The sequence below is a fragment of the Armatimonadia bacterium genome, from assembly GCA_039679385.1.
GTDB lineage: Bacteria > Armatimonadota > Zipacnadia > Zipacnadales > JABUFB01 > JAJFTQ01.
This window is the reverse complement of the sequence record JBDKVB010000007.1, coordinates 22023-46240: the sequence shown is the minus strand read 5'-3', so window position 1 is coordinate 46240 and position 24218 is coordinate 22023. Positions and strand designations below refer to the sequence as shown.

Annotated in this window: 9 protein-coding genes; 6 read left to right on the top strand and 3 right to left on the bottom strand. The window is 66.2% G+C overall.

Annotation, left to right across the window (positions count from 1 at the left end):
* Positions 1-10 precede the first annotated feature (10 nt).
* A complete protein-coding gene (locus ABFE16_00615; GenBank protein ID MEN6343774.1) occupies positions 11-1450 on the bottom strand; it encodes a TolC family protein in 1440 nt (479 codons plus the stop codon).
* A gap of 407 nt (positions 1451-1857) precedes the next feature.
* Here ABFE16_00615 and ABFE16_00610 point away from each other — a divergent pair, with 407 nt between their 5' ends.
* The 5 genes from ABFE16_00610 to ABFE16_00590 all read left to right on the top strand — a co-directional run bounded on the left by ABFE16_00610 (position 1858) and on the right by ABFE16_00590 (position 14188).
* Positions 1858-3759 (top strand): AMP-binding protein, encoded by a 1902-nt coding sequence (locus ABFE16_00610; GenBank protein MEN6343773.1) that lies wholly within the window; start codon positions 1858-1860, stop codon positions 3757-3759.
* A 79-nt stretch (positions 3760-3838) separates the two neighbouring features.
* Positions 3839-7210, top strand: coding sequence for an amino acid adenylation domain-containing protein (locus tag ABFE16_00605; GenBank protein ID MEN6343772.1), 3372 nt, complete (start codon positions 3839-3841; stop codon positions 7208-7210).
* A 78-nt stretch (positions 7211-7288) separates the two neighbouring features.
* A complete protein-coding gene (locus ABFE16_00600) occupies positions 7289-11410 on the top strand; it encodes an amino acid adenylation domain-containing protein (protein MEN6343771.1) in 4122 nt (1373 codons plus the stop codon).
* A gap of 27 nt (positions 11411-11437) precedes the next feature.
* On the top strand, positions 11438-12184 hold the full coding sequence (locus tag ABFE16_00595) for a 4'-phosphopantetheinyl transferase superfamily protein (GenBank protein MEN6343770.1): 747 nt from the start codon (positions 11438-11440) through the stop codon (positions 12182-12184).
* A 123-nt stretch (positions 12185-12307) separates the two neighbouring features.
* Positions 12308-14188 carry a heparinase II/III family protein gene (locus ABFE16_00590; GenBank protein MEN6343769.1) on the top strand — a complete coding sequence of 627 codons (1881 nt, stop codon included), beginning with the start codon at positions 12308-12310 and terminating at the stop codon, positions 14186-14188.
* Between the two features lie 74 nt (positions 14189-14262).
* On the opposite strand, the gene ABFE16_00585 is transcribed toward ABFE16_00590, so the two are convergent.
* Together ABFE16_00585 and ABFE16_00580 are read right to left on the bottom strand one after the other, a co-directional pair.
* Positions 14263-16011: an alpha-L-fucosidase gene (locus tag ABFE16_00585; GenBank protein MEN6343768.1), complete on the bottom strand. Its 1749-nt coding sequence runs from the start codon at positions 16009-16011 to the stop codon at positions 14263-14265.
* A gap of 52 nt (positions 16012-16063) precedes the next feature.
* Positions 16064-19279, bottom strand: coding sequence for a hypothetical protein (locus ABFE16_00580; GenBank protein MEN6343767.1), 3216 nt, complete (start codon positions 19277-19279; stop codon positions 16064-16066).
* Between the two features lie 188 nt (positions 19280-19467).
* Here ABFE16_00580 and ABFE16_00575 point away from each other — a divergent pair, with 188 nt between their 5' ends.
* On the top strand, positions 19468-24189 hold the full coding sequence (locus ABFE16_00575) for a hypothetical protein (protein ID MEN6343766.1): 4722 nt from the start codon (positions 19468-19470) through the stop codon (positions 24187-24189).
* Positions 24190-24218: the final 29 nt, after the last annotated feature.

The following is a 24218-nucleotide window of genomic DNA, read 5'->3' as shown; positions in this document are numbered from 1 at the left end:
CGGAGGTACTCTACTTCGAAGCCGGAGCGGGACTGCCGGTGATCAGCTTCTCGGTCCCCGGCGCGGCAGCTTGTCCGAGGGCAGCCCGAAGTGCTGCCAGAGCCGAGTTGTAGTCGTACTGCGCCTGGACCAGCGCCACATCTGCTTCGCGCAGGCGCAACTCCGCATCGGTGACCTCCACCACGTTCGCCAGCCCTTCCAGGTACTTGCCCTGGGCCGCATCCAGGCTCGTCTGCGCTGACTTCGCTGCCGCATCGGCGGCGTCAATCCGCGCGTCCGATAGGATCGCGTTCCGATAGCTGCGCTCGACTTCGGCGCTGATCTCGATCTTCGCCTGCCGCAGGTTCTCCTCGGCGATGGTCAGAGCCGAGCGCGCGCTGTTCTCTTTGGCCCTGGTGAAGTCACCATCATACAGAGGCAGGGACACGCCGACCTGCACCTGCCATTTGTCATCGGTGTCGCCGTTGTAGTCACCGTAGCCCGCGCTGCCACCGGCACTGACCACCGGACGACGGTTGATCTGGGCGATCCGCAGGTTCTGACGCGCAACCTCCACCTGTCCTTCGAGTTGGCGGATGTCGGGACGCGCTGCGTAAGCTTGCGCGACCAGGTCCGGCAGCCGCTCGGGCTTCACCGGCCGTCCCAGGGTGTCGGCGAGCTGCAGGGGCTGATCTGCCGGAAGTCCCATGACGGTCTTCAGGGCGTTCAGGGCCACTTCTGCCTGGTTTTCCGCCGAGATGGCCTGTACCTGGGCCTGCGCCAATTCCACGTCAAAGGCATAGCGGTCTGCCTTGGCCGCGAGCTCTTGCTCGATGCGCGCTTCGACCGCATCGAGGTGCTGACGCGAGGACATCACCGAACGCCGCGACACCTGCACGTACGCCAGCGCGGCCTGCGCCGCGTAGTAGTCCGTCGCCACATCCAGGATCAACTGGCGCTGCGTATCTGCCACGCCGTGCCAGGAGACCTTCGCACTCTCTTCGGCGGCACGGATGCTCTCCTTCAGGCCGCTCTGGTAGAAGGTCTGGTTCAGCTCAAGGGCGAGGGTGTGAGAGGTGCTGCGGTGACGGGCGGCGGCAGTCTCGCCGGTTGCCCAGTCGTAGCCCGCGGTCAACTCCGGAAGCTTCGCCGCTCGTGCCTGAACGGCCGAGGCCTCCGCTCGCTTGGCGGTCTCCGTAGCGATCGGCAGCCTGGGGCTGTTGGCTATCGCAACCCGGACCGCATCAACAAGGGAGAGGGGCTTGTTGAGGTCGACGCCCTGGGGGAGCGTCACTGCGGGCGTCTCGGACCATGCGGCCAGGCACGGAGCCAGAAGGAGCGCCACGACCATCACTGCGAGGACACCGGCCGCGGCTGGGGCGACAGGACGACCCCGACTGCCGAGCACAGGCGCCTTGACCGGGGCTGAGACTGCTGAAAGGTCAGCCGCTATGACCTCAATTGCTAACATCGGCTACACTCCATTCGGAAACACGACTAGGTGCGTCAGAGACGGACACGACAAGAAGGCGGGGGAACCAATCCTAGTCCTGATTCCCCGCCCGCCCTGCAGCTTCCTTCCTGCCCAAACCGAGGGACAGAGCGACCCCCTGCTGTGCATTGACGAACCAGGCGCTCTGGGGTTCACAGTGTGCCAGACACTCCCCGGCGTGCAGACCTCCCCGGGCTCCTCGCGACCCGCAGGTCCACGCTATCGCGCGATCTGGACGTGGAGAGCGCACGAAGGTGGCAGACGGCAACATCGGGAACACAGGCTCCAAGCACAGGTCCGAACGCCTCAGGAGCAAAACCGCCCTGGCCATCGTCCACCCCTCGCAACACACCCGACAGAGGGTCAGGCCTTCCGCAGGAGACGTCATGGTCGATACCAGCACACCGCATTGTACTCCCAATCTGACTGTTCCGCAGACGCTACACGAGGTCCTTCTGCCGCATATCCAGGCAACTCCCGACCGGCCCGCTCTGCTGGCACCCGGTGCTTCTCCTCTCACCTACGAAGGCCTCGGGAGGCAGGTCACCGAGACCCTTGCAGCCTGCAAGACCTTCGGCCTTGGTCGCCAGGACCGGGTGGCGCTGGTTCTGCCCAACGGTCCTGAGATGGCGGCTGCCTTCATCGCTTTCTGTGCCGCAGCCACCTGCGCTCCTCTCAACCCGCGCTACCGCGAGGAGGACTTCGAGTTCGCCTTCACCGACTTCGGTGTGAAGACTGTGGTTGTGCAGGCTGGAGTCCCTTCTCCGGCTCGAGACGTCGCCAGGGCACTGGGCCTTCCCGCGATCGAACTGCACCCACAGCCGGAGCAGGGCTGCGGCGCTTTCCGTCTGGAAGCCGAGCCCTTCGGCGCGGCAGCTCTTCCCGGTCCGGTCTGCGCCCAGGACGTGGCACTGGCGCTGCATACCTCCGGAACCACGGCCCGCCCGAAGATCGTGCCGCTTTCGCAGGCCAATCTCACCGGTGCGATGCGCGGTGTCGCCAGGGCCCTTGAGCTCACCGGCGCCGACCGTTGCCTCAATGTCATGCCCCTGTTCCATGTCCACGGTCTGATTGGCGCCTTGCTGTCCTCGCTCTGTGTCGGGGGCAGCGTGATCTGTGCGCCGGGGCCATCGGCCGCGGAGTTTTTCGGCTGGATGGACGCCCTGGCGCCCACCTGGTACACCGCCGTCCCGACAATCCACCAGGCCATACTGGGTGCTGCGCCTGCACACCGCAAGGTCATCGCCCGTCGTCCGCTACGCTTCCTTCGCTCATGCTCGGCGCCACTTCCGCCTTCGGTACTCGGTCAACTGGAGCAGACCTTCGCTGTCCCGGTGCTCGAGGCCTACGGAATGACCGAGGCAACCCACCTGATGGCCTGCAATCCGCTGCCACCGGGTCCGCGCAAGCCGGGATCTGTCGGCCTTCCCACCGGCACCGAGTTGGCCATCATGGACATGGACCAGGAGGGTCGACTGTTAGGACCCAACGACATCGGCGAGGTCGTGGCTCGCGGAGAGACGATCACCTCCGGCTATGAGAGCAACCCCGCAGCCAACGCGTCCTCTTTCACCGGAGGGTGGTTCCATACCGGCGACCAGGGCTACCGTGACGAGGACGGTTACTACTACCTCACCGGGCGCCTCAAGGAGCTCATCAATCGCGGAGGCGAGAAGGTCGCGCCTCGCGAGATTGACGACGTATTGACCGCTCACCCGGAGGTCTCCCAGGCCATCGCCTTCGCCGTGCCCGACGAGATCCTCGGCGAGGATATCGTGGCGGCCGTGGTCCCGCGCGAGGGCTCCCACCCAGACCCGGACGAGCTCGTGATCTTCGCCGCCAGGCAGCTCGCCGACTACAAGGTTCCGCGCGAGGTGATTCTGGTCGACGAACTGCCGCGCGGTGCCACCGGGAAGCTGCAGAGGATCGGCCTCGCGGACAAGCTCGGACACTTGCTGACCCCGCAGACGCCCGAAGTGCCACTCGACCTGGAGGACGACCCCGAGGCCCTGAGTGAGACCTGCGCAGCGGCGCAGGCTTTGATGGCCGCGATGTGGGAGGAGGTCCTGGGAACACCGGAGCCGGACCCCGATCGCAGCTTCTTCGAGCAGGGAGGCGATTCGCTCAAGGCCACCCGTCTGGCCGCACGCTACCGTGCGACCTTTGGCCTTCAGGTAACCCTTCGCAGCCTCTTCGATCACCCCACGCTCCCCGGCCAGGCGGAGATGATCACCAGAATGCTCCTGGCCGAGGTGCTCGCCGAGGACCCCGACCGGACGTCGAGTTAGCAGCCCCTGGGGGACGCAAGGGTCTAGCCGGCACGGACCGAAGTTCCCTGTGTTTTCAGTGGTACATGGGAGAGCCTGAATGAGTGAAGATCGACCGGGCAAAGGCATCGACGGGGCATCTCGCCCGCTGGATACACGGCAGGCCTTGCTGCAGCGCCTGCGACGGGCGGCGGCTGCGCCGCCGGTGGCAATCGACCGTGTGGCTGACCGTCAGCACCCGCCACTGTCCTTCGGGCAGGAGCGGATGTGGTTTCTCGAGCAACTGGAGCCTGATTCGCCCGCCTACCGGTCGCAGAGGGCTCTGCGGTTGCGTGGATCACTTGAGCCTCGTCTCCTTGATGCGACGGTCAGCCTGATCGTGCAGCGCCATGACGTGCTGCGGGCGTCCTTTGCGTCCCTTGACGGGCATCCGACACAGACGATCGCCCCGGAGGCAGCGGTGCAGGTGCCTCTGGTTGACCTGTCCGGGCTACCCTCCGACCAGCGTGAAGCCGAAGCCCTCCGCCTGGGCGTCGAGAACGGTCTTGCACCCTTCGATCTCGCGCGAGGGCCGCTGTACCATCCGCTCCTGGTCCGTCTTGCGCCCGACGACCATATCCTGTTCTGGGCCGTGCACCACATCGCCTTTGACGACTGGTCCATGGGCGTGCTCCTGGCTGAGTTCGACCAAGCGTACCACGCCTTGAGCCATGGCCGGTGTCCGTCTCTCAGCCCTCTGCCGATCCAGTATGGTGACTATGCAGCCTGGCAGCGCCGAAGGCTCCAGGACGAGGACCTTGCCCGGCAGCTTGAGCACTGGAAGCAGCACCTCGCCGGTGATCTTCCGGTCCTCGAACTGCCCATCGACTACCCGCGTCCCGCTCAGCCATCCTCACGTGGCGCTCAGGAGTCGATGCACCTCGACGCAGACGTGTCGCAGGCTCTGGGCGAGTTGGGGTCGGCTCACGGCTGCACGCTCTTCATGACGCTCCTGGCAGCCTATGGCGTGCTCCTCTCTCGCCACACCGGGCTGGAGGACGTCGTCATCGGTGTCCCGGTCGCCGGCAGGCAGATGCTCGAGACCGAGGGGCTCCTGGGCTTCTTCGTCAACACTCTCGCCCTGCGCCTCGACCTGACCGGCACACCGACCTTCCTTGAGCTGATGGCGCAAGTCAGGGAAACCTGTCTCTCCGCCTACGCCAACCAGGAGCTCCCCTTTGAACGGCTGGTGGCGGAACTGCAACCTGCACGCACCCTCAGTCGCTCGCCGGTGTTCCAGGCCATGTTCCAGCTTCGCAATGTTCCCAGGCCCAGGGTGCGCGCGGAGGGCCTACGCGTCGAGCAGTACGATTACGACCCCGGCGTCGCACGGTTCGAGCTGGCGACCTCCGTCACACCTCAGCCCTCCGGCCTGTCCCTGGTGGCGAACTACAGCACCGACCTGTTCCAGGCCCACACCCTCCACAGGCTCTGCAGTCACTTCGCGACACTCCTCCGTGGGGTCCTTGCCAGGCCGGAGGCAGGCATCTGGGACCTGCCGATCATGGAGGAGAAGGAGCGCCACCAGATCCTGGTCGAGTGGAACGACACCGCCGTCGACTTCGGAGACAAGGCACTCGTCGTCCAGAGCTTCGAGGATCAGGTGAGGCGGCGGCCCGAAGCTGTGGCCCTGATCTACGAGGGCGAGACTGTCACCTATGCCGACCTCAACCGTCGGGCGAACCGGCTTGCGCACCGTCTCCAGGCTCTCGGAGTAGGGCCCGAGGTGCCCGTGGTTGTGCTGATGGAACGCTGCACGGATCTCGTCGTCGCCCTGCTGGGGGTACTCAAGGCCGGCGGCGTCTACCTTCCCGTCGCCCCAGTCTGGCCCCTGGAGCGTCTCCGCTTCCTCCTCTCTGACACCAGGGCAGAGGTGATCGTCACCGTCGCAGAGCATCAGGCCCTGGCCAGTCGCCTTCACTCGCAGGTGCTGCCTCTCACCGGTGACGATGGTCTTGCCGACGAGACCGACGTCAACCCGCCCTGCCGCGTCACTCGGGACAACCTGGCCTACCTGATCTACACCTCCGGCTCCACGGGTCGGCCCAAGGGCGTCATGATCTCCCACCAGGCGATTGCCGACCACTGCCGGGCTGTGGCTCACCTCTTCCCACTGGACGAGAGCGACTGCATCCTGCAGTTCATGCCACCCACCTTCGACCCGTCCCTCGAGCAGATTCTCGGACCCTTGACGGTCGGCGCGCGGATCGTCCTCCCGGACACTCGCCGGTGGCGTGTCTCGGATTACCTGCCGCAGATCTTCGAGCACGGCATCACCCACCTGCACATCACCCCGGTCTTCTGGCGGCAACTGCTCGAAGACTGGGCGCAGGGCCCTGAACGGCTGACCGGGATGCCTCTGCGCCGGATCAACCTCGGCGGCGATGTGATGCCCCCGGATACACTGCGCAAGTGGCGTGAGCTGCCACTGGACCACATACGCCTGATGAACGCCTGTGGACCGACCGAGACGACGATCAAGGCCATGGCGGTCTATCTCCCACCGGACTTCGGCGCTGAGGGTCCGGTGCTTCGTGTGCCGATCGGCCGGCCCTTGGCGAACCGGACCATGTACGTTCTCGACAGGCGCGGTCGCCCGACACCGATCGGGGTTCCGGGGGAGCTCTACATCGGCGGCTATGGGCTGGCCCGCGGCTACCTGAACCAGCCGGAGCTGACCGCCGAACGCTTCCTTCCCAATCCCTTCAGCGACGACCCGACTTCCCGTCTCTTCCGGACGGGTGACCTCGTGCGCTGGCTGCCCGACGGCAACCTTGACATCCTTGGTCGGCTCGACCAGCAGGTCAAAGTCCGTGGCTTCCGCATCGAGCTGGGCGAGGTGGAAGCGGCGCTGCTAGACCCTCCGGAGGTGACCCAGGCGGTTGCGGCAGTCTGGGGAGAGCCAGGCACCGAACGGACTCTCGTCGGCTACCTCGTGCCGGCGCCGGGGACCTCGCCGACGGTAACGAAACTGCGGCAGTCACTCGCACAGCGTCTGCCCGACTACATGATCCCAAGCTCCTTTGTGTTCCTCAAGCGCCTTCCGCTGAACTCCAGCGGCAAGGTGGACCGTGAAGCTCTGCCGCCACCGGAGCAGACCCGTCCGGCGCTGGAGGTCGGCTATGAACCGCCCCGGACGCCGGTGGAGGAGCTCGTTGCGGACGCCTTCGGGCAGGTGCTCGGGCTGGACCGTGTCGGCGTGCATGATAGCTTCTTCGACCTGGGCGGGCACTCCCTGGCCGCCGTCCGAGTGATGCTCCGGATCCGCAAGGACATCGGCCTTGAGTTACCGCTGCGTACGCTGTTCGAGACGCCGACCGTGGCAGGGCTGTCTCGGGAACTGACCCGCGAGCTCATGGCCCAGACGGAGGAAGGCGAACTCGCCGACCTGCTAGACACGGTGGAGGCGTCCGAGGGCGATCCGGTTCTGTGACGGACCTCGCTCACCCGACCACGTGACCTGCCGACTGACCCAGACCCGGTCTCTTGACGTGCCCGGTATCCTGAACCCATGTCCTCCCTGGATGACCGACTCGCAGGTCTGACGCCCGCTCAGAGGGCGGCGCTGGAACGTGCCTTGCTCCGGCGGCGCGGTGGCCGGCCTGCTGCCACGATTCCGCCCCGCGATCCAGACGCTCCGCTGTTGCTCTCCTTCGCGCAGCAGCGACTCTGGTTCCTGGAGACTCTCGAACCCAATACGCCCCTGTACAGCATCTCCCGCCTAACCCGCCTCCTGGGTCCCCTGGACACCAAGGCCCTGCGAGAGGCCTTGGCGAGGATCGTTGAGCGCCATGAGGTCCTGCGCACCGTGTTCCACGAGCGCAAGGGCGAGCCGGTACAGGTGATTCTGGCGCCGGAGGCCTGGTCCTACGAGACCCGGGACCTCTCTCAGCTTCCCGAGGAGGAGCGAGGGGAGACCCTCCAGCAACTGCTGGTGGCGGAGCGCCCTCGGCCCTTTGATCTCACCCACGGACCGCTCCTGCGCGTCCAGCTCCTGCGGACTGCGCCCCAGGAGCATGTGCTGCTCCTCTCGGTACACCACACGGTCTTCGACGGTTGGTCGCTGGGAGTGCTTTGGCGAGAGTTGTCCGAGGCCTACCAGGCGCTAGCCTCAGGCCGCGAGCCAGACCTGCCCGCGTTGCCGATCCAGTACGGTGACTTCGCCCAGTGGCAACGCGGATGGCTGACGGGCGAGACGCTGGAGCAGCAAGTGGCGTACTGGCGCGAAAACCTGGCGAGCCCCTTGCCCGTCCTGCAGATGCCAACCGACCATCCACAACCGGCAGCGCTTGAACACAACGGCGGCTTCCATGTCCAGATGCTGCCGCGCCAGTTGTGGGATGAGGCCGTCTCTGTGGCCGCCCAGTCGGATGCTACGGGCTTCATGCTGTCGCTGTCGGTGTTCTGTGTGCTCCTGAGCCGCTACAGTGGCCAGGAGGACCTCATCATCGGTTGCCCGATCGCGGGGCGCAACTCGCCTGAGGTCGAGCCCTTGGTCGGGTTCTTTGTGAACATGCTGCCGCTGCGGGTAGACCTCTCCGGCGACCCGACCTTCCGCGAGCTACTGGGGCGCATACGGGAGACTGCGCTGGCCGCCTACTCCCACCAGGACCTGCCCTTCGAGAAGCTCGTCGAGGAGCTGCAGCCCGAGCGCGACCTGAGCCGCACGCCGATCTTCCAGGCCTCCTTCCAGAGCCTCGACTCGCCCTTACCGATGCAGCTTGCCCCCGATGTGCGCGTCGAGGCGATTGAACCGCCTGCCGTCATCGCCAACTTCGATCTATACTGCGAACTGACGCCCCTGCCGGAGGCACTTCGCTGCCACATGCGGTACCGCACCTCGCTCTTCGAGGCCGAGACAGCGCGCAGGCTCACCGAGCACTACCACAACCTGCTGCGTGCCGCTGTCGCCAACCCGGACTGCCACCTCTCGCAACTGCCCATGATCGAGGAGCCCGAAGCTCGGGAGCTTATCCAGCTCTCCCGGGGCCTGCGTACCGAGTACCCACGAGAGGCATCCGTGCACAAGCTGTTCCAGCGGCAGGCCGAGAGAACCCCGGACGCCCCGGCGGTCGAGTACCCGGGGCAGGAGCCGCTGAGTTACCGCGAGTTGGAGGCTTTGGCAACGGCGCTGGCCCATCGGCTTCGCGGTCTCGGTGTCGGCTCTGGAGCGCTGGTTGCCACGTGGCTGGAGCCCTCCGTCGAGATGGTGGTCGCCTGGCTCGCGATCCTCAAGGCCGGTGCCGCCTACGTGCCGCTTGACCCGGCCTCACCTGCGCAGAGATTGGGCCTCCTCCTGGATGACACCGGCGCCCAGGTGGTCATCACCAGCGCTCACCTAACTGCGCAACTGCCACAGCGCGACCTCACGCAGGTGCTACTGGACCTCAAGGACGTGTCTACCGGCGAGGTCCCTGCCGAAGCGCTTCCTGCCTGCTCTGCAGAGGACCTGGCCTACGTGATGTACACCTCCGGGTCCACGGGGCAGCCGAAGGGAGTGGCGATCCCCCATCGCGGCATCACCCGGCTGGTGTGCAACACCGACTTCATCAGCCTCGGGCCGGGGATGCGCGTCGCCCAGGCCTCCAACTGCGCCTTCGACGCCGGCACCTTCGAGGTCTGGGGCGCCCTGCTCAACGGCGCCTGTCTGGTTGGTCTCGACCGCGACACCGCACTGGACCCACAGCGTCTGGCACAGGCACTCACGGACCGCCGGATCGGGACCCTGTTCCTCACCACTGCCCTGTTCCACGAGATCGCCGCGCAGGACCCGGCCGTCTTCTCCTGTCTGGACAACCTTGTCTTTGGGGGCGAGGCCGCTGATCCCCGTGCCGCCCGTGCGGTTCTTGCTGCCGGTCCACCACGTCGTATGGTGAATGGCTACGGGCCGACGGAGAACACAACCTTCAGCACCTGGCACCTCGTGACGCAGGTCGCCCCACAGGCTCACAGCCTTCCCATCGGCCGACCACTGGCCAACTCCGAGGTCTACGTCCTGGACAGCCATCAGAACCTCGTGCCCGTCGGGGTGCCCGGCGAGGCGTACCTGGGCGGCGACGGGCTCGCGCAGGGCTACTGGAATCGTCCCGAGTTGACTGCCGAGGAGTTCATCCCCAATCCCTTCGATGACACTCCAGGGGCACGCTTGTACCGCACGGGAGACCTGGTGAAGTGGCTACCCGACGGGACGCTGGACTTCCTCGGACGCCTCGACAATCAGGTGAAGCTGCGTGGGTTCCGCATCGAACCGGCGGAGATCGAGGCAGCCCTGGCCGAGCTCAGGCACGTGCGGCAGGCCGTCGTGGTGCTGCGGGAGGACACACCGGGCGAGCGCCGCCTCGTCGCCTACCTGACGACCGAGCCGGGAGCGGACCTGACCCAGGAGAAGGTCCGCAGCGAGCTCCAGCAGCGACTTCCGGCGTACATGATCCCCTCGGCAGTGGTACTCCTGAAGGACCTGCCTCTGACCGCGAACGGCAAGGTCGACCGCCAGGCTCTGCCGGCTCCAGCAACTGCTCCTCCTTCTGCTGCTGCCGGTCCGCGCGATGCGCTGGAGGAAGGTCTGGCCGAGATCTGGGAGCGACTGTTAGGGCTCTCCTCGGTCGATGTGCATGCCGACTTCTTCGATCTGGGCGGTCACTCCCTGCTCGCGGTGCGCCTGCTGGCGGAGGTTGAGAAGACGTTCGGACGCCGCCTGCCTCTGTCCACGCTCTTCAGGTCTCCCACTCTGGAGGGCCTCGCCCAGGCCTTGCGCGAGGATCCCGGGAAGCACCAGTGGTCACCCCTCGTGACAATGCGAGCCGAGGGCGACAGCTCGCCCTTGTTCCTGGTTCATGGGATCGGCGGCGATTGCCTGACGCTCTATCAGATCGTCCGCCGACTGTCGCCCGACCGTCCCGTGTATGGCTTTGAGGCCCAGGGGATTGACGGTCTCCGCGAGCCCCTCGGCAGCATCGAGGAGATTGCCGCAAGCTATGTGGCCGAACTGGAGGCACGCTGTCCTGAGGGACCGGTCGCGCTGCTGGGTTACTCTTCCGGCGGCCTGATCGCTTTCGAGATGGCGCGTCAACTTCGGGCCCACGGAAGGCACGAGGTCCATCTGGGGCTCCTGGACCGACCCGTCGGTGAGTTCGACCATCTGCCCGCGGATCCACGGCTATGGTCAGCCTTCGCCGTCAGCCGTCTTCTGACCCTGGCACGAACCGCCAAGTGGTTACTCCTGCGCACCTCCCCGGAGACCAGGGCTCGATGGTGCGCCGATGTACTCGGCAGGGCCCGCCATCGGATCGCCCGTCTCTGCCACCTCGCCGGTCGGGAGGAGTACCGAGGCGAGCCCTTCTTCGCCTACTGGAATCCGCCGCCGCCGCCGGAACGCCATGCCATGATGCTGCGCCACTTCGAGGCGACACGCGCCTACGTCCCCGGGACCTACGCGGGAGACATGACCGTCTTCCGCACCGCGAAGACGACCTGGCTGACCGGCTTCCGCCGTGACCTGGGATGGCGCCCCTTCGTGTCGGGCGACCTGAACCTGAGGTTCCTGCCCGGCAACCATGCCACTATGTTCGAGCCGCCTCACCTTGACGCCCTGATCGCTGCCGTCGAGGAGTGGCTGGAGCAGATGCCGCAATAGCCTGCTTGCAGCGAGGGAGTACCGAGGATGTCGCCGACACCCACAACCGACCTCAGCCTTCCGTCTCCTGCCCCAGACGAGCTTCACCTCTGGGGCTTCCGCCTTACGGAGGGCGATCCGGTCCCGGCGCCGGAGGAGGTGCTGGATAGCTCCGAACTGGCCCGGGCCGAGGCCTTCCGCTTTCCCCGTGATCGTCGCCGCTACGTCCGGTCGCACTGCTTCCTGCGCTCGGTGTTGGCGGCATATCTAGGGATCGAGGCTTCTGCGGTCACCTTCGCGGGAAGTCCCAAAGGAAAGCCTCTCCTGGACAGCCGCGCACATGCAACGGCCCTGGACTTCAACCTCACCCATGCAGGTGAACTGGCCCTGATCGCCGTCACTGACGGGATCCCCGTGGGCATCGACGTGGAGCCGATCTCCGACGGCCAGACCGACCTGCAGGTTGCCACCCGCTTCTTTGCCTTGGCCGAGGCAGCAGCCCTGGCGAGCTTGCCGCCTCCCGAGCGTGCCAGGGCTTTCTGCGCCACCTGGACGCGCAAGGAGGCCTTCGTGAAGGCCTGTGGCGAAGGGCTCTCCTGTGCCCTGGACTCCTTCGCGGTCGAGATCTGCCCGGAGACGTCGCGACCCTTCTTCCACCTTCCGCCGCACTACTCCGGTCCCTGGTCGCTGGTCTCCTTTGAACCGGCAGCGGGCTATCTATCAGCCGTGGCCTGTGCGACTGAGGACCCCTCCTGGGTGTTCCGCTGGTGGCCGCCTGAGGCGCAGTCCCGGTGAGGACGCAGTAACCCAGGGCCCACACAGGGGAAGGCCGCAGGGACACCGGCGACGAATCAGCCTCGCTTGTTGACCGGAATCCGATCCCAAGCGCGTCTGCCCGAGCGAAAGGAAACCCTTCCCGTGCTAGCTGAACGCTACCCCAGAGATGATCTGGCCCGATTCCTGCTGCCCCAGGATCAGTACCATCCCTTCCCGACCGCCAAGGAACGCGAGGCCTGGGAGACACTGCCCCGGGAGGTCTGCGATGCCTACCTGCAGGCAGCCGAGAAGCTCCTGTACCACGAGTGGCCCTCCTTGCCCGCGACGCTGTTCATGCAGTTCCGCCGCATGGGCAACCGCAGCCGCTACGAAGGTCCGCACTTCGCTCGCCGACGTGACCTCTCGAACCTGGTCATGGCCGAGTGCATCGAGAACAAGGGCCGCTTCCTCGACGACATTATCAACGGCCTCTGGGCGGTGTGCGAGGAGTCCTTCTGGGGCGTGCCCGCTCACAACCAGTCGCAGCGGTTCCCCGGCAGCCCGCTGCCCGACACCGCCGAGCGCATCATCGACCTGTTCGCGGCCGAGACCGGCGGGTTGATGGCGTGGACCTACTACCTGCTCTCCTCACAACTGGAGATGGAGGCGCCCGTTGTCTGCGACCGCCTGCGGCGCGAAGTCAGCGAACGCATCCTTGAGCCCTACCTGAACCGCGACGATTTCTGGTGGATGGGCCTCAACGAGTCCTCCCGCCGGAGCGTGAACAACTGGTGCCCGTGGTGCAACTCGAACTGCCTGACGGCCGCGCTCGTGCTGGAGACCGATTTCGATCGGCGGCTTGCGGCTGTCGCCAAGGCCCTGCGCAGTCTCGACAGCTTCCTGGCTGTGTACCACTCCGACGGTGGCTGCGACGAGGGCACCTCCTACTGGGACCGCGCCGGTGGTTCGCTCTTCGACTGCCTGGAACTCCTCCACGGCGCCACAGCAGGCCATATCGACGTCTACGCGGAGCCGCTGGTCGCCAACCTGGGCCGGTTCCTCTATCGCTCCTACATCGGCGGCGGCAACTGGTTCCTCAACTTCGCCGACGGCAGCGCGAAGGTCGGCATCTCCGCCGAGATGGTCTTCCGCTACGGGCAACGCATCGGCGACAACAATCTCATGGCCCTGGGCTCGGCGGCCTTCCATCGCCGCACAACGGAAGAGAAGACCCTGATTGGTGCCTTCACTCTGGGGCGCAAGTTACCGGCAGCCTTCAACTACAGCCAGATCCTCCCTGCATCGCCCGAGCCACCCTTCGTCCGTGACGTCTGGATGGACGGGATCGAGGTCTTCGCCGCCCGTGAGCAGGAGGGCTCCGACAAGGGCCTGTACCTTGCCGGCAAGGGTGGACACAACGCCGAGAGCCACAACCACAACGACGTCGGCCAGTTCATACTCTTCTGCGACGGCCGGCCGATCCTCATCGACGCCGGTGTGGAGCAGTACACCGCGAAGACCTTCAGCTCCCGCCGCTATGAGCTGTGGACCATGCAGTCGGCCTACCACAACCTGCCCACTATCGGCGGCGTGCAGCAGGCTCCCGGTGGCAGCTTCCGTGCCCGCGATGCTCGCCACGAGTGCACCGACGACCATGCTTGCCTGTCGCTGGACATCGCCGGCGCCTACCCTGAGGAGGCCGGTGTGAAGACCTGGCAGCGCACTCTCTGCCTGCAGCGCGGTTCCTCCTCTGCGGTCGAAGTCATCGACGACTTCCGTCTCACCAAGGCCGCTGAGGTAACCCTCAGCCTCATGACGCCCTGCGAGCCGGACGTCTCACAACCCGGCGTGATCGTGCTGCCGGATGGCCGAAGGGTGACTATGCAGTATCCGGCCGAGGTTCTGACCCCGACCGTAGAACGCCTCGAGTTGCAGGACCCCAGGATGGTGCCCGTATGGGGCGACCACCTGTACCGCATCACCCTCACAAGCCGCGAGGCAGTCGCTGAAGGTAAGTGGGTTCTGCGCGTAACTGCTGAGTAGTCTGCCGAAACCTCGATGGCCGGGCTGCAAGCAGCCCGGCCATCGCTATCTTGGCTCGCAACGCTCCCCTGTGCCTACTGCGCAACCGGCTTGAGCACCACCGACCGCAGGTTCATCACCGCCAGAGCCGGTTTCCGCAAAGCCCGCACCATCACCCCGACCTTCCCCGTGCTGGTGAGGTCCACCGTCCCGAGGCTTGCCACCTGGTAGTCCGTCCACGACTTCGTGGCCGCCACCTTCCCCACAACCGCCCGGTCGCCGATCACAACAACGTATTCGCTCCCCTCACTGCCGGGCTCGCAGGAGTAGTTGACCTGGACCTCGTAGCGCCCCGGCTTGTCCACTCGCAACTGCCACTGCACCAGGTCGTCGACCTCGGTCCAGAACCCGATGTTCTGCTCGCCGGAGCCTTCTAGCTTCGCGCTCTTGGCGATCACCTCGGCATCGAAGGCGCGCAGCCTCGCCGTCCCGTCCGACTGCTGGGCTATGGCCGTGTCCTGTACCGCGACCTGTGGCTCGCCTTCGATCTCCGCCACGACGACACTGGCCAGGGTATCCGGTGCCGTCGGAGGCACGGCGATGGTCACCGAGTCTGCCGTCGCTGTAGTGCTCAGCGTGGTCTCCGGGTCCGCCAGGAGGTAGGCCTTCGTGACGTGGTTCAGCACCGGCACAACCAGCTTCCCGTCAGTCGGCCAGTCGAACACGTGCAGGTATAGCTTACCCGGTTTCTGGGTGCAGCGTCCCCAGGCGAGTTTCCTGAAGGGACTCGGCTTCGTCGCGTAGATGGCCTCGCCATTGACTTTCATCCACTTGCCGATCTCCGCCAGTCGATCGACGCTGGCCTGCGGAATGACGCCCTCGGCCGTCGGCCCCACGTTCAGCAGGTAGTTGCCGCCCTTGCTGGCAATGTCGATCAGGTTCCGGATCAGCGTGACCGTCGGCTTCCAGTTGTTGTCGTTGACCTTGAAGCCCCAGGTGTCGTTCATGGTCATGCAGGTCTCCCAGTCGCGGTCGCCCAGACCGGTCGCCGGGATCCGCTGCTCCGGTGTCTCACTGTCGCCGCCGTAACCGCCACCCAGCCGGTTGTTGGTGATGATCCCCGGCTGCAGCTTCAGCAGCGGTCGCAGCAGGTCGGCATACTCCTTGGTCATCCCCACCGGCGTATCCCACCACAGCACCGAAACATGCCCGTAGTTGGTCAGCAACTCCCGCACCTGCGGCACGGCGATCGTGCGCAGGTACTGGCCCAGGTCGCCCTCCTGAGCCTTGTCCCAGTGGCCGCCTGAAGCAGCGCCGCCCGGGTGGTGCCAGTCCTGGGCCTGGGAGTAGTAGAAGCCCAGTCGCATGCCCTGGCGCTCACAGGCCTCGGCAAGCTCCTTCAGCGGGTCGCGGTGGAAGGGCGTCGCGTCGTAGATGTTGTAGGGCGTCGCCGCCGACCGGAACATCGCGAAGCCGTCGTGGTGCTTGGAGGTGATGACGATGTACTTCATCCCGGCGTTCTTGGCCATCGACACCCACTCGTCGGCGTTGAACCGCACGGGGTTGAACTGGCTTGTCAGGGCGCCGTAGTCCTGGACCGGTATCTTGCCCCGGTTCATGATCCACTCACCGATCCCAGCGACCGGCTGCCCCTTCCACACTCCGGCAGGCACCGCATACAGCCCCCAATGGATGAACAGGCCAAACCGCGCCTCACGCCACCACTGCACCCGTGCGTCCCGCTGCTCTTTGGTCTCCTCGGGTGCCGTCGCCGGGGCTTGCGCCAGGGCTGCCGTACCCATGGCTGCCAGGAGCACAACCGTCAAAGCCAGTCTGATTCGCATCTGATCTCCACCTTTCGCTCAGCGTGTGCAGAGGGAAACGAAGTCCCGTGCGTCACTTCAGCAGGGCAATCGCGATACGGCTCTCCGGCCCCTTCACCTGAACCTGCAGCCTTCCCTGGTCGGCGGCCTGAGTCGTGGCGACACCGTCCACCGTCACCTGGTACACGCCGCCCGGCTGGAGCTGCGAGAAGGTCACCGTCGCCGCACCCGCCACACGCACCTGATCGCCTTTGGCGTTCGTCTCAACGACGGCCCTTCCCTCAACCGGCGAGACGGACACCGGCACTGCAGCGACCCGCGTCCCCTGCCCGGTGAAGGACAGAACCGGCGCACCGGCAGTCAGCACGTTCCGGCCCGGCCCGAACAGCACCGGGGCCTTCAGGTGGAACTCGCCCTCCTGCGGGGCCTCGAGCACCAGCCTTCCGTTCTCGTCGTACATCCGACTGATCCCCGTGGTGCAATCCGCTCTCGTCACCATGCAGCTCAGTCCCTGCCCCCTGCGAACCGGGTAGAGGAACACGAATCGGTAGCCGCCCTTCCCATCGCCCTCCACCTGGTAGCCGTCGCCGCCGCCGACCTGCTGGTCCTGCCAGAGGTCACCTCGCCACAGGATCGGCACGCCCGGCCGCTGGAAGCCCTCGACGATGAGCGGCATGTAGTCGAAGCCGCCCTCGATCGAGAAGGCAGCCACCTCCTCTGCCGCCTGCACCCTCGCCGGGAAGTCCGACAGCTTCTCCCCCACCTTGACCTCCTTCACCACCGGCACGCCGTCTCCGAAGCGCTCGGTGCGTTCCCGTTCGGCCTTGAAGGCGGGCAGTGTCGGCTCTCCGTGCGGCATGAGCATGACCTCGGCCTCGACGAAGTCGCCGGCAAGCAGCTTCAGCGTCTCCGTCGGCACCGTGAGCCAGTAGCTCCCGTCGCCGGTACCGAACTGGGCCGAGACGGCCGCCTGGTCGTAGTCCACTCCTCCCAGCCGAGCGCGGAATCCACGCACCAGCACCACGCAGCCATACCCGCCGGCGTCTGCCACCGAGCCCACGAAGGGCGACTGCTTCGTCAGCGGCACGCCGGTCAGCATCGGGGTGTCGTCGGTCTTCATGGCCACCTGCTGGGTCTTGGCCTCGGCGTCGGTGTAGATCAGCGCAGCGGGCATCCGCTTCTCGAAGAGGTTCAGCCACCGGAAGTTCAGCCGAGCGTCGCCCACGATCTCAACCGGCTTCTCCCAGTCGTACCGTAGCCGCACGAAGGTACGCATCTCGTCGCGTTGCGGGATCTCCATCACCGACAACCGGGCCCGCGCGGTGTCGTCTGAGGTGTGGTAGTGCAGCGTGAATCGAGCCAGGCAGGGGCTGACCGACTCGAGTACCGTCTTCTCATATACCAGCCTGCCCTTGCCGCCGTTGTACTGCAGGAAGCCTGGCCACTGCACGCACCCATGCTGCGGCTGCCCCACCGTGAAGGGCCCTGAGAGCGGGCGGAAGTCGGGGATGTGCAGTACTCCGCTGCGCCCGATCTGCATCCAGTTGTGGGTGAAGCAGGTCGTCTCCGAGGCGCCCGTAGACAGGTGCCAGTAGATGTTGAAAAAGCGGATCGAGGACACCTGTTTGAGCATGTGGTTGCCCCAGCCCTGGATCAGGTTCGCCACCTGCAGCGACTTGTCTTGGTTGGCCTCCAGGGCCACCGGGAAGTAGGAGTCCCCGTAGGCCGAGTCGTCAGGCTCCTCCAGCTCGCCACCGAAGTTCTTGCACACGAAGGCAGGCGTCGGAAGCGGAAAGCCGTACTCGTCCGTCAGCACGGAAGCCTCCAGGCAACCGATCCCCGTCATGCACTTCACGATCATCGACCGGTCCACGCTCTCATCGTGGAAACGCAGACCCACGGAGGCACGCCGACTCGGGTTCATGTAGCCCTCTTCGAAGCTATAGCCGCCGCCGGTTCGCGCCACCTGGACCCGGTACAGCCCAGAGGCCTCGTCATAGCCCAGCCAGTAGCCCCCGGTCACGGAGACCGCGTTGTCGCCCATCGGGAACAGGTCATTCGCAAACAACGCTTCCGTAGTCGTCCCTGAATGCGTCGGCTTCATCACCCAGTAGGTGCCGGGACGCGCGTCTTCCATCCGTGCCGACCAGAGCTTGTGCTCCGGGTCGAAGGTCGCTCGCGGGCGGCCCAGAACCAGCGCTGTGCCTTCTCCTTCGCCCAGCTTCAGCAGCGGGCGTTCTCCAACTGTCTCGACCCTCGCCCCGGGGGTCTCGCCCTCCAGGATGGCCCTCTGTGGAGCGGGTTGGCCTTCGGGCTGGTCCACTCGAAACTCAATCCGCAACTGGTCTGCGTAGGCGTGGAATACCAACTCACCGCGAGCGGGTTTCGGCGCCTTCGGGTCATCCTGCGGGCGCTCCTGGAGGCGCACCCATTCGACTTCGGTGGTCCCGGTCTCACCCGGCGGGTCGAGACGCACGCGAGTCAGCTTCCCAGCGAACTGAATCGGCACCCGATACTCATGCCACTCGCCGTCCGCCGTGACCGGGAAGGTCGCCACACTTCCTCCGCCATACTCGGGGGCCGTGTCCGAGGTCCAGTAGAGGGCGGCGCCGCCACCAGCCTGCGTCCGCATCCGTAGCACGACCTGCAGCGGCCCGGCAACACTCACCGCCGGGCTCTCCAGGTACGGGTCATCACCCGTGGCGGTGATCAGCAGCGTTCCTTCGGGCTTCGCCTCGACGGTGCAACTATGGAGCGCTCGCCAACCCTCTGCATCGGCCTGGAAGTCCCACCCGGCCAGAAGGCGGCCCTCCTTCAGAGAGCTGCGTGCGGCCAGGTAGCCCTCAGTTACCAGTGGTATCTCCAGCAGATGCGCGTCCCAGTAGTAGGGACTCGCGCTCCACACGTTCATTCGAGCCCGGGAGTCGGAGGCCGGTGTCCAGCGTCGTCGCCACACGTCCCAGACCGGCGTCAGGTCCCGGGGTGCTACCGTGTATCGGCTGCCCTGGGCATCAACGAAGCTCGGACTGAGGCCCTCCGGGCCGAGTAGATCCTTGCCGTGGACTCGCAGCGACAGGATCTTCGCCGGCCACGTCGCCACCCGGCACTGGTACTCCTGACCCTCCACCACGAAGACCTCACGCTGCTCCGGATCCTCCCAGCGGACCGTCACCTGCGGCAGACCCTCCGGTGCGTAGGTGGTATCCCAGGGGATCGTCCCTGCCACCGCGGGCATCGACGCAAGCGCACTTCCCAGGGCTACGACTGCGACAGAGCACAAGTTGCGCATGGTTTCACCCGTTCTCGCGAAGTCGGCACGGCTTTGGCCAAAGAGTTCGCCGCCTCCCGCGCCGGTTCCTTGGGTACTGACCGTGGACGCCTGGGCCTGCGGCAACCTGTTCCGGGGCAAGGTCCGCGCCGAGGGCAACGAGAATACTGTCTCTCGAGGCCGCAATCCGTCTCCGGAGGGGCACTTCCATGCGACGTCTCTGTCTGAGTCTCGCCCTGACTCTGCTGGCCACTCTCTCCGCCCAGGCGGCAGTGGTGGACCACCTCGACCGTCTCAAGGACCCCTGCCTGCAGACTCCACTGGTGAGCGCCGGGAAGCCTCAGGCCCTCCTTGTCCCCGGCGAGGACCCTCGTCTCCAAGAGCTGGCGAAGAACCTCCAGGCCGAGATCGCCCGACTCACGGGCGTGCAGCTCCCCCTTGTGTCGGCTTCCTCTCTCACGGAGGAGACACTGCGTCAGCAGCACTGCCTCGCTCTCGGCGACTGCAGTTCGAACGCGCTGATCGGCAAGCTCTACGCCCGGCGTCTCTGCTTCGTCGACGGTATCTACCCGGGCAAGGGTCTGGCCAATCCCGGCTTCGACCGCGACAGCAACTCGGACGGCACCCCCGACCTGTGGGCGTACTCCACGCCGACCGGGGCCACGCATGCGCTGACCCTGGACTCGACGCAGTTCCGCAGTGCGCCAAACAGCGTCCGCATCGATGGCAAGCGGTCAGAGCCGGAGGGCCGAGCTTGCGTCATGCGCAACCTCGACGTCAAGCCGGGGCACTCCTACCGCATGACCGTAGCCTATCGCGCGACGCTTGCGCCCAAGGCTCGTGGCCTCTTCCACGTAGACTTCTACGACAACGGTACCCCCAGCCGTCCCCTGGGCGGTAACGACGTGACGCTGCAGACCTCCGACCAGTGGACTACCGTCGCCAACCCCTTCAAGGTCCCCGAGGGCGCCGCCTTCGGACGCCTCCTCCTGTACCTGCACGGCGAGGGCAGCATCTGGTACGACGACGTGGCCCTGTACGAAGAGGGCTCCACGACGAACCTCCTCGCCCTGGGCAATCCCGGTGTGGTGGTCCAGACTGTCCATGACCCCTGGGGCGCCGGTCGCAATGTGGTGGTTGTGGGAGCCAGTGACCCCGCGGGCTTCGAGCCTGCCCTGCAGCGTCTGCTCGAGACGATCCGGCGCTCTGCTACCCGGACCGATCTCGTACTCCCTGACCTCATGGACCTTCAGCCCGGCGACACCGCTCTCGCCGACGGCATCGTACCTGCCACCGGTCCCAGTGACACCGCCATCGCTACCCAGGCCGCTGCGGCGAGGAGCGCCCTCGACACCAATGCCTTCGTGCCCGTGCGCGATACCATGCAGGGCACCAAGGCCATGGCCCGCAACTGGTACCTGACCGGTGACGAGCGCTGGGCCCGCCTCTACGCGGCGATCTGGCGCCAGATCCTCGACGCCCCGGCCTCCAATGCTCGCGGGCCGATGGAGTGGACCTTCAACACCCTGGAGGGCTGGGACCTGATCGATGAGTGCCCGGCCCTGCCCGATACGCTGAAGCTGGAGATACTCAATCGCCTCCTACTCATCGGCGTGCGCAACGAGCAGGCCTACGGTCGCAGCGTGCAGAGCGTCAATCGCCCCATCGTCGACGGACACCAGCTCGACCAGGGCCTGTGCCTGTACATGCACGGAGCCTACTTCGACCGTTACTACGGCATCAACGGTCACTGGAAGACCATGACCGAACCACTCATCACCCTGGGCGAGCAGACGCCGCGGGTGCATGACTCCTACGCCTACGGCCCCATCGCAGGCAACGACTTCCTCTCCGAGTACGCCCTCAAGTCCGGCGATATGGACTACTTCACCAACGGCAACTGTCTGCTGCAGGCACGCTGGCAGATGCTGTGTACCGACAACATCAACGGTGGCGGCACCTTCGGCGATGACGGCGCCTGGCGCGGTTCACTTCCTACGGGCCTCCTGCAGAAGGCGAACTGGTTCTACGGCGACGACACGCTCAAGTGGTTCCTCCAGGGCACTCGTCCGCCGCTGGGTGCCTTCGCGAACGACCGCCCGGCGAAGCTCCCCACTGACCTGCTCGGGGTCGCCTACATCCCACTCAAGGGTCGCCTGTATGATGTGGCCGCCTCAACCCGCAAAGACCCCGAGGCCGCGAAGTGGCCGGCAGAGTCCGTTCCTCCCGAGAAGGCCTTCGACAAGCTCTCCTTGCGTACGGGCTTCACTCCCCAGGACCAGTACCTGCTCATCGACGGGATCTCCGTCCTCAGTCATGGCCACGAAGACGGCGCCTCGATCCTGCGCTTCACCGACAACGGTCGCCTGTTCCTCACCGAGGGCCACTATGTCGAGATCAGCGCTCGCCGACACAACACGATGCTGGTCAACCACGACGGCGTCTCCTACGCGCCGCCGCCTCTGGTGAGCCTGGAGGCCAAGGCCAGTCTGGGCTCCGCCGGATTGGTCGAGCTGCTCTCCAGCGCCTACAACGGTGTGGACTGGCGTCGCAGCCTCCTGTGGCTGCCGGAGGAGGCTGTCGTCGTCGTGGACCGTCTGACCGCGCGTGAGCCCGGCGAGTACTCCTTCGAGGCGCTCTGGCGAAGTCTGGGCGATGCCCGGCTCTCCGACAACGGAGCCTTCACCGTCGACCAGCAGGGCGAATCGATGACCCTCAGCCGCGTCGATGACTCCCTTTGTCGGGCGCGCGAGATGCTCGACTACCACGGGATCAACTACTACGGAAGCTATCCCTACTGCAACGATGGGCTGGTCAAGGAGCTGCGACAGACCCAACAGCGCAGGCTGCAGCCCGGCGAGAGTTCCAGCTTCCTTAACGTGATCCAGACCCACAAGACGGGGCAAGCCCCGGCGCCGGTGCGTCGCTTGCCCGGTGATGCTCTGCTGGTGGGCAGCGGCAGCAACCGCTTCGTCGCAGGTACCGGTCAGCCGACCTTCGCGGGAGCCCCGGACACCGATGCCCGTCTCTGGATCGTGCGTGATTCGGGAGCCATCGCCGTCGCCGAAGCCACACGGTTCCACTGGGGCGCTCTGACAGTGACGACCTCGGCACCCGCCTCCTACTCACTCACTCTCGCTCCGGCGCGACTGACCGCCGACTGCAGCGCGCCCATTGCCTACCACCTTGAGTTGCAGGGCAAGGCCCTTGAGGGGTCCATGGAGCGAGGTTCCGTAGATCTGCCCGGCCTCGCAGCCCAGTCCCAGCCGCTCTTCACGGAGCAGTTCATGGCACTCGAATCCCTTGCCACCCTTCCTCCGGCCTCCATACCCGCTCCGTCGACGGCTCAGCCGATCGCGAGGCCGCTGTGGCAGACCGAGCTTCCTCCGATGCCGCGACTGGTCACCAGCGAGGTCGGCACGCAGGTCTCCTGCACGCCCTTGCCGCTACCTGTCAGCACCTGGGATGCCGGGTACCGTATCGACCCGCAGCGGCTCGCCTCGGACTGGGACAGCATCGTGCTTTGGCCGGAGGACCAGGCGGCGGAGATCACTGTGAGCCTGCCGCAAGTGCGCGACGTCTCCCGGGTCGCCGTCCGCACGATGTGCACCAACAACTCCGCTCGCGGGATCAGCTACCGTCTCGCGTCGCTCACCCTCAGTGCCGCGGAGAACCTCAACGGTCCCTGGACGGAGCTGAAGCGGTTCGAGGACGCGGCCGACCACGAAGTGCCCTCCTATCCCGAGTACGCAGTCGATACTCCCGGCCTGCGCGCCCGGTACCTCAAGGTCAGCGCCACGCCACGCAAGGGCTGCGCACTCTTCCTCAAGGGCATCCGTGCCTGGGGCCTTCCTGAGACGCCGCAGACCGGTACCCCACGCATCGAGCCCAACGAGACCGGGAGTGCGACCGCCCTCTGCAGTGCCGCTCTGACGCGGGGCACGGCCTCGGTGATCTGCGGCCTTCGCGACGGCACCGTCCTTGCCTACACCGAGGGCAAGGTCGCCTGGTCGGCAGACGCCGGAGCCCAGGTGAACTGCCTTGCTGCCGGCAACCTCGACGGAAAGCCCGGCGACGAGATCCTGGTCGGCACCAACGGTCAGCGGCTCCTCTGCCTCGACCCGACCGGCAAGCAACTCTGGACCCGCGAGTTCCCCTTCTTCTGGGGCCGTCAGGGCAATGTGATGTGGACCGGCCTGGGCGACCTCAACGGAGACGCGCAGACCGAGGTCGTCGTGTCCTGCGAGAACTGGCACTTCTACTGCCTCGACGCCAGGGGAGCCGATCTGTGGGCCTTCGAAGTCGAGCATGCCGGCCAGGAGGGGGCCCTCGGCGACCTCAAGGGAGACGGCAAGCTCGAGATCCTCTGCGGCCAGGAGTACTACGGCTGGGATGTCCTCGACAGTGCCGGGAAGCGCCTCTACGTGGTCTCGGGGCCCGGGCCGATCAGCACGGCAGCCCTCTGCGCTGATCTGAACGGTGACGGTAAGGACGAAGCCGTCTTCGGCGCTCAGACCTGCGGGGTCTACGTGCGCGATGGCGCCGGCAACCGGGTCTTCGATGCCAACGTGGGTGGGTTCGTCACCGACTTGACGACGCTGCGAGGCCCGCAGGGGACCCTTCTGGTGGCCTCCGCCGAGTCTCACGACCTCAACCTGGCCGCCTTCCGCAGTGATGGCAGCGCGGCCTGGCGAAGGCAGCTATCCGGCATACCTCTCATGCTGGCCGCCTGCGGTGACAGCGTCGCCGTCGGCTGTGCCGATGGACTGCTGCAACTCGTCGATGCCGAAGGTCATGTCACGCCTCTGCTGCGCCTGTCGGGTCCGGTGCGCAAGGTGGCCGCTGCTGATGTCGACGGTGACGGCCAGGACGAGATCCTTGCTACCGGCGACCGCGAACTCGTGGCAGTGAAGCTGCCGGCGAAGCCTTAGCCGTCCCTTCGCCCAAGCAAGGTCGACCC

Excerpts from the sequence above, each read along its gene's own strand:
- ABFE16_00615 (MEN6343774.1), bottom strand. The coding sequence starts at position 1,450 with ATGTTAGCAATTGAGGTCATAGCGGCTGACCTTTCAGCAGTCTCAGCC.
- ABFE16_00610 (MEN6343773.1), top strand. The coding sequence starts at position 1,858 with ATGGTCGATACCAGCACACCGCATTGTACTCCCAATCTGACTGTTCCG.
- ABFE16_00605 (MEN6343772.1), top strand. The coding sequence starts at position 3,839 with ATGAGTGAAGATCGACCGGGCAAAGGCATCGACGGGGCATCTCGCCCG.
- ABFE16_00600 (MEN6343771.1), top strand. The coding sequence starts at position 7,289 with ATGTCCTCCCTGGATGACCGACTCGCAGGTCTGACGCCCGCTCAGAGG.
- ABFE16_00595 (MEN6343770.1), top strand. The coding sequence starts at position 11,438 with ATGTCGCCGACACCCACAACCGACCTCAGCCTTCCGTCTCCTGCCCCA.
- ABFE16_00585 (MEN6343768.1), bottom strand. The coding sequence starts at position 16,011 with ATGCGAATCAGACTGGCTTTGACGGTTGTGCTCCTGGCAGCCATGGGT.
- ABFE16_00580 (MEN6343767.1), bottom strand. The coding sequence starts at position 19,279 with ATGCGCAACTTGTGCTCTGTCGCAGTCGTAGCCCTGGGAAGTGCGCTT.
- ABFE16_00575 (MEN6343766.1), top strand. The coding sequence starts at position 19,468 with ATGCGACGTCTCTGTCTGAGTCTCGCCCTGACTCTGCTGGCCACTCTC.